Raw genomic sequence first — 13,069 nt, 5'->3', positions numbered from 1 at the left:
CTAAAAATTACAACGGTGAATCCTGGCTAATCTCATCCAGCGACAGATGGAAGCTCGGCACAAACACCTGCATAAAGTAATCCATCTCTTCGCTGCGGCGGGATTCCAGCGTTTTTTCCAGACGCGTTTTCGCCAGTAAAAATTCGTTATTCCCCGCGGACAGCTCTTCCAGACACTTCAGGTAGGCGCAGAGCGCGTCGGCCTGTTTGACCAGCGACTTTTCATCTTCCGTGTACTGATGCTCATCAATGAGCGGCTCAAAGATGTCGCGCAACTCGTCCGGCACCATATCAATCAGCTTCTGCTGGGCAATCTTCTCAATAGCCTTATATTCCTGCGCAATCTGCGAGTTAAAATATTTCACCGGCGTAGGCAGGTCGCCGGTCAGCACTTCCGACGCATCGTGGTACATCGCCAGCAGGGCGATGCGCTCTGGATTGACCTGACCGTTGAATTTGCGGTTTTTAATGGCGGCCAGCGCATGAGCAACCATGGCAACCTGCAGACTGTGCTCTGACACGTTCTCTGTGCGCACGTTGCGCATCAGCGGCCAGCGGTTGATGAGTTTCAGGCGGGAGAGGTGGGCAAAGAAATGACTCTGACTCATAGGTTACCTTTTGTCTTCACTGCGACAGGCGTTCATTGTGCGGGGAGGGCAGGGAAGATGCAAATCTGAAGGTGTAGTAAGCCGGGTAAGCGCAGCGCCACCCGGCAGAAAGCCAGCGTTACTGATGATAACCGGACAGGAATCGCCCGAAGCGGCTGATGGCCATTTCGAGATCATCTTCGCGCGGCAGCGTCACGATACGCACGTGATCCGGCCACGGCCAGTTAAACGCCGTACCCTGAACCAGCAGCACTTTTTCCTGCAGCAGGAAATCGAGCACCATTTTTTGGTCGTCGTGAATATTAAAGCGCTTCGCGTCAATTTTCGGGAACATATAGAGCGCGCCATTCGGCTTCACGCAGGAGACGCCGGGAATATCGTTGATCAGTTCCCACGCGCGGTTGCGCTGTTCGTACAGGCGACCACCGGGAACGATGAACTCGCTAATGCTCTGATAACCGCCCAGCGCCGTCTGGATCGCGTGCTGCGCCGGAACGTTGGCACATAAACGCATGGAGGCCAGCATTTCCAGCCCTTCAATATAGCCTTTGGCATGCTTTTTCGGACCGTTCAGTACCATCCAGCCCTGGCGGAAACCGGCCACGCGGTAGGTTTTAGACAGGCCGTTAAAGGTGACGGTCAGCAGATCCGGGGCCAGCGCAGCGATCGAGTGGTGCTGTGCCGCGTCGTACAGGATCTTGTCGTAGATTTCGTCGGCAAAGATGATTAGGTTGTGCTGGCGGGCGAGCTCGACGATCTCCATCAGCAGCTCTTTTGAGTACACCGCGCCCGTTGGGTTGTTCGGGTTAATGATCACGATCCCACGCGTGCGGGGCGTGATTTTTGCGCGAATATCATCGAGGTCCGGGAACCAGTCAGAGGACTCGTCGCACAGATAGTGCACGGCTTTACCGCTCGACAGTGATACGGCAGCCGTCCACAGCGGATAGTCCGGCGCGGGTACCAGCATTTCGTCCCCGCTGTTCAGCAGCGCCTGCATCGCCTGCACGATCAGTTCGGAAACGCCGTTGCCGATATAGATATCTTCAACGGTAACATCACGCATACCGCGCGCCTGGTAGTGCTGCATGATGGCTTTACGTGCGGAGTAAAGTCCTTTTGAATCACAATAGCCTTGTGCAGTAGGAAGGTTGCGGATCACATCAACCAGAATTTCATCCGGCGCTTCAAAACCAAATGGCGCAGGGTTACCAATGTTGAGTTTCAGAACCTTGTTGCCTTCTTCTTCAAGGCGTTTTGCCTCTTTCAGAACCGGGCCGCGGATGTCATAACAGACGTTATCTAGCTTGCTGGATTTTTCGATAGGGGACATGAACCTTTAACCTTTTCGCTATTATTGCCACTCCCTGCCGTGGAAGTCAGCACGGAATAATGTACTCCCCCCTCGCTTCGTTTTGAAGGGTGTGCAGTAGAAGATTTTGTGCCGGGAGCAAAATTTTGATAAATCTTTTTCGCTGTGCGTTAGCTTTTTTACTGTCTTAAAGTTGTGCACATGGCGCGATGATAGGTTAAATGTGCTATTCATTTGTCAGAATTCTGTATATTGTGCTGGTAAAAATAAGTGGTGAACCTGACAACGGTAGCAATCACCCGGCGTGACTTTTCGTAAAACCTGAATGCTTGATACCTGTTCCTGTAAAAGCATAATGTGGCTAAAAGTTACTCATGTGAAATTAATGTTAAGTGCCATTAATGAATGGTCTTAATCTAAATTAAAATTTATTTATTATTAACCTATAAAATGCAACTTTAGTTAATTTTAATAAAATTAGTTTAGAAGCTTAACATTCTTCTTTAATCCTCAATATTGCAATAAGACTTATAAATAAAGTGGATTTGGGTTAAGATGTCTTTCAGGAAAGCAGAGGACAGATGCAAGAATTTTGTATATCTGGCACTGACTTTTCGAATTAATTGATTGTTATTGTTGGAGTTATCTCTGGCTGGAATGTGTCGCACATCTCCTGCTACGTTGACAGCGCTGCGATAAAGATGGCAGAAAAGGTGTTATACCTTTAATGTAATTTACATAAACCTGCGAACATCTAAATATCCTGAACGTTTAAGAGAATAAAAATAACGTCATGAAACGTGCTTTCTGACTGTTGATATAAAGCAGCACAATAACTATCTGTCAGGCAGTCTGCCGGGCCGGGATGCGAGGGAAAACCTTCAGAGGGAATTGCTTAACTGTTACACACAGCTTCAACCCGGGCAGCTCCGCACGAGCAACCTGAAAGTGAATAGATATGATAAATGCAAATCGTCCGATAATGAATCTCGACCTCGATCTGCTGAGAACGTTTGTTGCGGTCGCCGATCTCAACACTTTTGCAGCAGCTGCTGCCGCCGTTTGCCGAACTCAGTCCGCCGTTAGCCAGCAAATGCAGCGGCTGGAGCAGCTGGTTGGTAAAGAGCTTTTTGCACGTCACGGGCGTAATAAGCTCTTAACGGAACACGGTATTCAGCTACTGGGTTATGCCAGGAAAATTCTTCGCTTTAATGATGAAGCATGTATGTCATTAATGTTTAGCAACCTTCAAGGGGTGCTAACGTTAGGCGCATCTGATGAGTCAGCGGATACTATATTGCCGTTTCTTCTCAACCGTATTAGTTCGGTTTATCCGAAGCTTGCGCTGGACGTTAGCGTAAAACGTAATGCCTTTATGGTTGAGATGTTAAATGAGCATAAAGTCGACCTGGTGGTAACGACGCATCGTCCAGGGCAGTTTGATTGCCTGACGCTGCGTACATCGCCTACGCACTGGTATTGCGCAGCCGAATATGTGCTGCAAAAAGGGGAGCCGGTTCCGCTGGTCCTGCTGGATGACCCGAGCCCGTTCCGCGATATGGTGCTCACGGCGCTGAATGAGGCCAACATTCCGTGGCGTCTGGCGTATGTGGCTTCCACGCTGCCAGCGGTTCGTGCCGCCGTGAAGGCTGGTCTGGGCGTAACAGCCCGTCCGGTAGAGATGATGAGCCCCGATCTGCGCGTTCTGGGGAAATCCGACGGTCTTCCTGCGCTGCCGGATACGGAGTATCTGCTCTGCCACAATTCGTCCAGCCATAACGAGTTGGCTAAAGTGGTGTTCGAGGCGATGGAAAACTACCATAACCCGTGGCAGTTCGAGCGCGTTACCTCCGAAGGGGGGGATGATTCCCTGATCGTTGAAGGGGATTTTGAGTGATCGATAGCTCAATATTCTGGTAACAAAATGTAAGTGTAAAAAACAGCCACTCGTGTGATTTTCACATGCAGTGGCTTTTTTTAAGCAATAATACCCGCTTATGGCGCAAGGGTTTTCAGGATACTCTCTTATTTATCAATGATCTGAATGCTTTTGCTTAAAACTTGTCCGTTTTCCGTTCTAACTTCGCCCATATCCCTCTCATGTTAAAAAAACAGGAAATATGTTGCCGTTTTCCTGGTTGAATTAACAAAAGCGTGTCGCAGATCAAGAAAATACTCCTATTTGGGGGGAGGAATCGTTGGCAAATCCTGTCAAAATAGGAGGGTTATTTTTTTTACTTCCGAAACGGACACGATTCAACAACATACATTTGACGGAAAGTCATGCACCCACCAGGGTTAAAGGGCACCAAATGTTAATGAGAATCGCTCGATGTAATTTAATGTGAAGAAACCTTTGTTAAAGTTGACAATAGGTTATAGAAAGGAGTAAAAAACCCCATCATTTTGCTGTCTACGTCTCATTTCTGACAGTTAGTGTAAGGTTATTTGTTCCTCCCCATGAATCGATGTGATGCCCATCTGCCAGCAAGAGCAGTGTCGTTGGTATCACTTTTGATGAGTAAGCAATGAGTATGTCAACATCCACAGAAGTCATCGCTCATCACTGGGCATTCGCAATCTTTCTTATTGTAGCCATTGGCCTGTGCTGCCTGATGTTAGTCGGCGGCTGGTTCCTGGGCGGTCGCGCCCGTGCAAGGCACAAAAACACACCTTTCGAATCAGGTATTGATTCAGTAGGTTCCGCTCGCTTACGCCTGTCTGCCAAGTTCTATCTGGTAGCCATGTTCTTCGTCATCTTCGACGTGGAAGCGCTTTACCTTTTCGCATGGTCAACGTCCATCCGCGAAAGTGGTTGGGTGGGCTTTGTCGAGGCCGCAATTTTCATTTTAGTGCTACTGGCCGGTCTGGTTTATCTGGTGCGTATTGGCGCGCTTGACTGGACGCCTGCGCGTTCACGTCGTGAACACATCAACCCGGAAAACAGTATCTCTAATCGTCAGCAGTAACAGCGAGGCAATAAGATGGATTATACGCTCACCCGCATAGATCCTAACGGTGAGAATGACCGTTACCCCCTGCAAAAACAGGAGATCGTAACCGACCCCCTGGAGCAAGAAGTCAATAAAAGCGTGTACATGGGCAAGCTCGAACATGCCATGCACGATATGGTCAACTGGGGTCGTAAGAACTCCATCTGGCCTTACAACTTTGGCCTTTCTTGCTGCTACGTTGAAATGGTGACGTCATTCACTGCGGTGCATGACGTTGCGCGTTTTGGGGCCGAGGTACTCCGAGCTTCCCCGCGTCAGGCTGACCTGATGGTGGTTGCCGGTACGTGCTTTACCAAGATGGCACCTGTTATTCAGCGTCTGTATGACCAGATGCTGGAGCCAAAATGGGTTATCTCCATGGGCGCATGTGCAAACTCTGGCGGTATGTACGACATTTATTCCGTCGTGCAGGGCGTAGATAAATTTATCCCAGTGGATGTGTACATCCCGGGTTGTCCGCCACGTCCGGAAGCCTATATGCAGGCGCTGATGCTGCTGCAGGAATCTATTGGTAAAGAACGTCGCCCACTGTCGTGGGTTGTTGGCGATCAGGGTGTGTATCGCGCGAACATGCAGTCTGAGCGCGAGCGTAAACGTGGTGAACGTATTGCCGTCACCAACCTGCGTACGCCTGACGAAGTTTAATTTGCGCCTGTAGGCCTGGAGAACACCTTCGCATATCACTACTCAAATAGCGCGAAGCCAGGCTCAACAGTCACCACGGACCATTTGCAATGGTGAACAATATGACCGACTTAACCGCGCAAGAAGCCGCCTGGCAGACCCGGGATCATCTGGATGACCCAGTCATTGGCGAACTGCGCAACCGTTTTGGGCCGGATGCCTTTACTGTTCAGGCTACCCGCACCGGGGTACCCGTTGTTTGGGTGAAGCGTGAGCAATTGCTGGAAGTTGTCGATTTCCTCAAGAAATTGCCAAAACCGTACGTCATGCTGTTTGACTTACACGGCATGGATGAACGTCTGCGTACCCACCGCCAGGGTCTCCCTGCTGCGGATTTTTCCGTTTTCTACCACCTGATCTCAATAGACCGTAATACGGATATCATGCTCAAGGTGGCATTGTCTGAAAACGACATGCATCTGCCGACGATCACCAAACTTTTCCCGAACGCCAACTGGTACGAGCGTGAAACCTGGGAAATGTTCGGCATGACCTTCGACGGCCACCCGCACCTGACGCGCATCATGATGCCGCAGACCTGGACCGGCCACCCGCTGCGTAAAGACTACCCGGCACGTGCCACCGAATTCGATCCGTTTGAGCTGACCAAAGCCAAGCAGGATCTGGAGATGGAAGCGCTGACCTTCAAGCCGGAAGACTGGGGCATGAAGCGCGGTACCGACAACGAGGACTTCATGTTCCTCAACCTCGGTCCAAACCACCCGTCTGCGCACGGTGCATTCCGTATTATTCTTCAGCTTGATGGCGAAGAGATTGTCGACTGCGTTCCGGATATCGGCTACCACCACCGTGGTGCTGAGAAGATGGGCGAGCGTCAGTCCTGGCACAGCTACATTCCGTATACCGACCGTATCGAGTACCTCGGCGGCTGCGTCAACGAAATGCCATACGTGCTGGCCGTTGAGAAACTGGCGGGAATTGTTACGCCGGATCGCGTTAACGTGATTCGCGTCATGCTGTCAGAACTGTTCCGTATCAACAGCCACCTGCTATACATCTCCACGTTCATTCAGGACGTCGGCGCGATGACCCCGGTCTTCTTCGCCTTTACCGACCGTCAGAAAATCTACGATCTGGTGGAAGCGATTACCGGTTTCCGTATGCACCCGGCCTGGTTCCGTATCGGCGGTGTGGCACACGATCTGCCGCGCGGCTGGGACCGTCTGCTGCGTGAGTTCCTCGACTGGATGCCAAAACGTCTGGCGTCTTACGAGAAAGCCGCACTGCGTAACACCATCCTGAAAGGCCGTTCCCAGGGCGTTGCTGCCTACGGCGCGAAAGAAGCGCTGGAGTGGGGTACGACAGGTGCAGGTCTGCGTGCGACCGGTATTGATTTCGACGTGCGTAAAGCCCGTCCTTACTCTGGCTACGAGAACTTCGACTTTGAAGTCCCGGTGGGCGGCGGTGTTTCCGACTGCTACACCCGCGTGATGCTGAAAGTAGAAGAGCTGCGCCAGAGTCTGCGCATCCTTGAGCAGTGCCTCAACAACATGCCGGAAGGCCCGTTCAAGGCGGATCACCCGCTGACGACGCCGCCGCCGAAAGAGCGCACGCTGCAACATATCGAAACCCTGATCACCCACTTCCTGCAGGTTTCCTGGGGTCCGGTCATGCCGGCGCAAGAATCCTTCCAGATGATTGAAGCGACCAAGGGTATTAACAGTTACTACCTGACCAGTGACGGCAGCACCATGAGCTACCGTACCCGCGTGCGTACGCCGAGCTTTGCGCACCTGCAGCAGATCCCGTCCGCCATCCGCGGCAGTCTGGTCTCCGACCTGATTGTGTATCTGGGTAGTATCGATTTTGTTATGTCAGATGTGGACCGCTAATTATGCACGAGAATCAACAACCACAAACCGAGGCTTTTGAGCTGAGTGAAGCAGAACGTGCCGCCATTGAGCACGAGATGCACCACTACGAAGACCCGCGTGCGGCGTCCATTGAAGCGCTGAAAATCGTACAGAAACAGCGTGGTTGGGTGCCGGATGGGGCGATCTATGAGATCGCGAAAGTGCTGGGTATTCCGGCAAGCGACGTAGAGGGCGTAGCCACGTTCTACAGCCAGATCTTCCGTCAGCCGGTTGGCCGCCATGTGATCCGCTACTGTGACAGCGTTGTCTGCCACATCACCGGTTATCAGGGCATCCAGGCTGCGATTGAGAAGAAGCTCAATATCAAGCCGGGCCAGACCACGTTCGATGGACGCTTTACCCTGCTGCCAACCTGCTGCCTGGGTAACTGCGACAAGGGGCCGACCATGATGATTGATGAGGACACTCACAGCCATCTGACGCCGGAAGCGATTCCTGACCTGCTGGAGCAGTACAAATGAAAACTGTAATTCGTACTGCTGAGACGCATCCGCTGACCTGGCGTCTGCGCGATGACAAACAGCCGGTATGGCTCGACGAATACCAGAGCAAAAACGGCTATGCCGGTGCGCGTAAAGCCCTCGGCGGCATGGCGCCGGACGACATCGTTAATGCGGTGAAAGACTCCGGCCTGAAAGGGCGCGGCGGTGCGGGCTTCTCCACCGGTCTGAAGTGGAGCCTGATGCCGAAAGACGAATCCATGAACATCCGTTACCTGCTGTGTAACGCCGATGAAATGGAGCCGGGCACCTATAAAGACCGCCTGCTGATGGAGCAGCTGCCGCACCTGCTGGTGGAAGGCATGCTGATCTCCGCATTTGCGCTGAAAGCCTACCGTGGCTACATCTTCCTGCGCGGTGAGTACATCGAAGCGGCGGAAAACCTGCGCCGCGCGATTGCCGAAGCTACCGAAGCGGGCCTGCTGGGCAAAAACATCCTGGGTACCGGGTTTGACTTCGAACTGTTCGTGCACACCGGCGCCGGGCGTTATATCTGCGGTGAAGAAACCGCGCTGATTAACTCCCTGGAAGGCCGCCGCGCGAACCCGCGTTCCAAGCCACCGTTCCCGGCAAGCTCCGGCGTATGGGGTAAACCGACCTGCGTAAACAACGTTGAAACCCTGTGTAACGTTCCGGCTATCCTCGCCAACGGCGTGGAGTGGTATCAGGGCATCTCCTCAAGCAAAGATGCCGGTACCAAGCTGATGGGCTTCTCCGGTCGCGTTAAAAATCCTGGCGTCTGGGAACTGCCGTTCGGTACCACCGCACGTGAAATTCTTGAAGACTATGCGGGCGGCATGCGCGATGGCCTGAAATTCAAAGCCTGGCAGCCGGGTGGGGCAGGGACAGACTTCCTGACCGAAGCCCACCTTGACCTGCCAATGGAATTCGAAAGCATTGGTAAAGCAGGCAGCCGTCTGGGTACGGCGCTGGCGATGGCCGTCGACCACGAGATCGGCATGGTCTCGCTGGTGCGTAACCTGGAAGAGTTCTTCGCCCGCGAGTCCTGCGGCTGGTGTACACCGTGCCGTGATGGTCTGCCGTGGAGCGTGAAGATCCTGCGTGCAATCGAACGTGGCGAAGGCCAGCCTGGGGATATCGAGACGCTTGAGCAACTGTGTCGATTCTTAGGCCCGGGTAAAACCTTCTGTGCCCACGCACCGGGTGCCGTCGAACCTCTGCAGAGCGCGATCAAATATTTCCGCGACGAGTTCGAAGCAGGCATCAAGCAGCCGTTCAGCAATACCCATGCGATTAATGGGATTCAGCCGAACCTGCTTAAAGCGCGCTGGTAACGACAAGAATTTTGATTAACGCTCGGTTTCGACCGAGCCAACTGGAAGCATGCTAATGGCTACGATTCATGTAGACGGCAAAGAATACGAAGTCAACGGGGCGGACAACCTGCTGGAAGCTTGTCTGTCTCTTGGCCTCGATATTCCGTACTTTTGCTGGCATCCGGCGCTGGGCAGCGTCGGTGCTTGCCGCCAGTGTGCGGTGAAGCAATATCAAAACGCGGAAGACACGCGTGGTCGCCTGGTGATGTCCTGTATGACGCCAGCCACCGAAGGTACCTTTATTTCGATTGATGACGAAGAAGCGAAACAGTTCCGCGAAAGCGTTGTGGAATGGTTGATGACCAACCACCCGCACGACTGTCCGGTCTGTGAAGAGGGCGGTAACTGCCACCTTCAGGATATGACCGTGATGACCGGCCACAGCTTCCGTCGCTATCGCTTTACCAAGCGTACCCACCGTAACCAGGACCTGGGGCCGTTCATCTCTCACGAAATGAACCGCTGCATCGCCTGCTACCGCTGCGTGCGTTACTACAAAGACTACGCAGACGGTCAGGATCTGGGCGTATATGGCGCGCATGACAACGTCTACTTCGGTCGTCCGGAAGACGGTACTCTTGAAAGCGAATTCTCCGGTAACCTGGTAGAAATCTGCCCGACCGGCGTATTCACCGATAAAACCCACTCCGAGCGTTACAACCGTAAATGGGACATGCAGTTTGCGCCAAGCATCTGCCAGCAGTGTTCCCTCGGCTGTAACACCAGCCCGGGTGAGCGTTACGGCGAGCTGCGTCGTATCGAAAACCGTTACAACGGCACCGTTAACCACTACTTCCTGTGCGACCGCGGTCGTTTCGGCTATGGCTATGTGAACCTGAAAGACCGTCCGCGTCAGCCGGTTCAGCGCCGTGGCGACGACTTCATTACCCTGAACGCTGAACAGGCGATGCAGGGCGCGGCAGATATTCTGCGCCAGTCGAAGAAAGTGATCGGTATCGGCTCCCCGCGCGCCAGCATCGAAAGCAACTTCGCGCTGCGCGAGCTGGTTGGGGCGGAAAACTTCTATACCGGTATCGCCCAGGGCGAGCAGGAACGTCTGCAGCTGGTACTGAAAGTGCTGCGTGAAGGCGGTATTCATACCCCTGCGCTGCGCGAAATTGAATCTTATGATGCGGTTCTGGTGCTGGGTGAAGACCTGACGCAGACGGGCGCACGCGCGGCTCTGGCGGTTCGTCAGGCGGTGAAGGGTAAAGCACGTGAAATGGCAGCGGCGCAGAAAGTGGCTGACTGGCAGATTGCGGCAATCCTGAACATCGGCCAGCGCGCGAAGCATCCTCTGTTTGTGACCAACGTCGACAACACCCGTCTGGACGATATCGCGGCGTGGACCTACTGCGCACCGGTTGAAGATCAGGCTCGCCTCGGCTTTGCGATTGCCCATGCGCTGGACAGCAGCTCGCCGGCCGTTGAACTGGATCGCGACCTGCAAAACAAGGTCGACGTGATTGTTCAGGCCCTGGCCGGTGCGAAAAAACCGCTGATTATTTCCGGTACCAACGCCGGCAGCGCGGAGATCATTCAGGCGGCAGCCAACGTTGCCAAAGCCCTGAAAGGCCGCGGTGCTGATGTCGGTGTGACCATGATTGCCCGTGCGGTGAACAGCATTGGTCTGGGCATGATCGGCGGCGGCTCGCTGGAAGCAGCGTTAAGCGAACTGGAATCCGGTTCTGCCGACGCCGTTGTGGTGCTGGAAAACGACCTCCATCGCCACGCCTCTGCCGCTCGCGTTGACGCCGCGCTCTCCAAAGCGCCGCTGGTGATGGTCATTGACCATCAGCGCACCGCGATCATGGACAAAGCGCACCTGGTGCTCTCTGCGGCAAGCTTCGCAGAAAGCGACGGTACGGTGATTAACAACGAAGGACGCGCACAGCGTTTCTTCCAGGTTTACGACCCGGCGTACTACGACAGCAACACCGTGATGCTGGAAAGCTGGCGCTGGCTGCACTCCCTGCACAGCACCGTGCAGAGCCGTGAAGTGGACTGGACGCAGCTCGACCACGTTATCGACGCGGTAGTGGAAAAACTGCCTCAGCTGGCAGGCATTAAAGATGCCGCGCCTGAAGCAAGCTTCCGCATTCGCGGCCAGAAACTGGCGCGTGAACCGCACCGTTACAGCGGTCGTACCGCGATGCGTGCCAATATCAGCGTGCACGAACCGCGCCAGCCGCAGGATAAAGACACCATGTTCGCCTTCTCCATGGAAGGGAACAACCAGCCGTCTGCGCCGCGTTCGCAAATCCCATTCGCATGGGCGCCAGGCTGGAACTCCCCGCAGGCATGGAACAAGTTCCAGGCTGAAGTGGGTGGCTCCCTGCGCCACGGCGATCCGGGCGTGCGTCTGATTGAAGCCTCCGAAACCGGTCTGGACTTCTTCACTACCGTTCCGGCGAGCTTCCAGGCGCAGGATGGTAACTGGCGTATCGCTCCGTACTACCATCTGTTCGGTAGCGACGAGCTGTCTCAGCGTTCACCGGTCTTCCAGACCCGCATGCCGCAGCCTTATATCAAGCTCAACCCGGCGGATGCCGCGAAGCTTGGCGTTAACGCTGGCGCAAACATCGCCTTTAGCTATGACGGCCAGACAATCAGCCTGCCGCTGATTATCTCCGAAGGTCTGACAGCAGGGCAGGTGGGTCTGCCGATGGGTATGCCTGGCATTGCGCCGGTTCTGGCGGGTGCGCGTCTTGATAATCTGCAGGAGGCAAAAGCATGAGTTGGTTAACGCCGGATCTTATCGACATCCTGCTGAGCATTCTGAAAGCGATTGTTATTCTGCTGGTGGTGGTCACCTGCGGCGCGTTCATGAGCTTTGGTGAACGTCGTCTGCTCGGTCTGTTCCAGAACCGTTACGGACCGAACCGCGTGGGCTGGGGTGGTTCACTCCAGCTGGTCGCGGACATGATCAAGATGTTCTTTAAAGAGGACTGGATCCCGCGCTTCTCGGACCGCGTGATCTTTACTCTGGCACCGATGATCGCCTTCACCTCGCTGCTGCTGGCGTTTGCTATCGTTCCGGTCAGCCCGACCTGGGTGGTCGCTGACCTGAACATCGGCATTCTGTTCTTCCTGATGATGGCAGGCCTCGCGGTTTACGCGGTGCTGTTCGCAGGCTGGTCCAGTAACAACAAATACTCGCTGCTGGGTGCGATGCGTGCTTCCGCGCAGACGCTGAGCTACGAAGTGTTCCTGGGTCTCTCCCTGATGGGCGTGGTGGCGCAGGCCGGTTCATTCAACATGACCGACATCGTCAACAACCAGGCCGACATCTGGAACGTTATCCCGCAGTTCTTTGGGTTTATTACCTTTGCCATCGCGGGCGTGGCGGTGTGTCACCGTCACCCGTTTGACCAGCCAGAAGCCGAACAGGAACTGGCCGACGGTTACCACATCGAATATTCCGGTATGAAATTCGGTCTGTTCTTCGTGGGCGAGTACATCGGTATCGTCACCATTTCCGCGTTGATGGTAACGCTGTTCTTCGGTGGCTGGCATGGCCCGTTCTTACCGCCGTTCATCTGGTTCGCGCTGAAAACCGCGTTCTTCATGATGATGTTCATTTTGATTCGCGCAGCGTTACCGCGTCCGCGTTATGACCAGGTAATGTCCTTCGGCTGGAAAGTGTGCCTGCCGCTGACGCTCGTCAACTTGTTGGTAACGGCGGCTGTCATTCTCTGGCAGCAGCCATAAGGGGCTATA

10 protein-coding genes are annotated in these 13,069 nt (G+C 54.1%); 8 read left to right on the top strand and 2 right to left on the bottom strand.

The features are described 5' to 3' along the window. Positions 1-7: 7 nt before the first annotated feature. Together yfbR and alaA are read right to left on the bottom strand one after the other, a co-directional pair. Positions 8-607, bottom strand: coding sequence for a 5'-deoxynucleotidase (yfbR, locus tag P346_RS12980; RefSeq protein WP_023312539.1), 600 nt, complete (start codon positions 605-607; stop codon positions 8-10). A 118-nt stretch (positions 608-725) separates the two neighbouring features. Next, positions 726-1,940, bottom strand: coding sequence for an alanine transaminase AlaA (gene alaA / locus P346_RS12985; RefSeq protein WP_008500204.1), 1,215 nt, complete (start codon positions 1,938-1,940; stop codon positions 726-728). A 937-nt stretch (positions 1,941-2,877) separates the two neighbouring features. Here alaA and lrhA point away from each other — a divergent pair. From lrhA to nuoH, 8 genes are all read left to right on the top strand, one after another. After that, positions 2,878-3,816 carry a transcriptional regulator LrhA gene (gene lrhA / locus P346_RS12990; protein WP_029741933.1) on the top strand — a complete coding sequence of 313 codons (939 nt, stop codon included), beginning with the start codon at positions 2,878-2,880 and terminating at the stop codon, positions 3,814-3,816. A gap of 631 nt (positions 3,817-4,447) precedes the next feature. Further along, positions 4,448-4,888, top strand: coding sequence for an NADH-quinone oxidoreductase subunit NuoA (gene nuoA, locus P346_RS12995; RefSeq protein ID WP_014171000.1), 441 nt, complete (start codon positions 4,448-4,450; stop codon positions 4,886-4,888). A gap of 15 nt (positions 4,889-4,903) precedes the next feature. Then, on the top strand, positions 4,904-5,578 hold the full coding sequence (gene nuoB / locus P346_RS13000) for an NADH-quinone oxidoreductase subunit NuoB (RefSeq protein ID WP_032659167.1): 675 nt from the start codon (positions 4,904-4,906) through the stop codon (positions 5,576-5,578). A gap of 89 nt (positions 5,579-5,667) precedes the next feature. Continuing rightward, the gene (gene nuoC, locus P346_RS13005) at positions 5,668-7,470 is read left to right on the top strand and encodes an NADH-quinone oxidoreductase subunit C/D (protein WP_023312537.1); all 1,803 of its coding nucleotides are present in this window, start codon (positions 5,668-5,670) and stop codon (positions 7,468-7,470) included. A 2-nt stretch (positions 7,471-7,472) separates the two neighbouring features. Continuing rightward, a complete protein-coding gene (nuoE, locus tag P346_RS13010; protein WP_006176513.1) occupies positions 7,473-7,973 on the top strand; it encodes an NADH-quinone oxidoreductase subunit NuoE in 501 nt (166 codons plus the stop codon). Beyond that, a complete protein-coding gene (nuoF, locus tag P346_RS13015) occupies positions 7,970-9,307 on the top strand; it encodes an NADH-quinone oxidoreductase subunit NuoF (protein WP_023312536.1) in 1,338 nt (445 codons plus the stop codon). The genes nuoE and nuoF overlap by 4 nt, the downstream gene beginning before the upstream one ends. 55 nt (positions 9,308-9,362) lie before the next feature. Beyond that, entirely contained in the window at positions 9,363-12,086 is a 2,724-nt protein-coding gene (gene nuoG / locus P346_RS13020) for an NADH-quinone oxidoreductase subunit NuoG (RefSeq protein WP_032659165.1), read from the top strand. Then, on the top strand, positions 12,083-13,060 hold the full coding sequence (gene nuoH, locus P346_RS13025) for an NADH-quinone oxidoreductase subunit NuoH (protein WP_008500211.1): 978 nt from the start codon (positions 12,083-12,085) through the stop codon (positions 13,058-13,060). Before nuoG ends, nuoH begins: the two co-directional genes overlap by 4 nt. The last annotated feature ends 9 nt before the right edge of the window (positions 13,061-13,069 follow it).

It is taken from the genome of Enterobacter sp. DC1 (assembly GCF_000568075.1).
Taxonomy (GTDB): domain Bacteria; phylum Pseudomonadota; class Gammaproteobacteria; order Enterobacterales; family Enterobacteriaceae; genus Enterobacter; species Enterobacter asburiae.
Note: the sequence above shows the minus strand (reverse complement) of the source record. Positions and strands in the feature narration are given on the sequence as shown.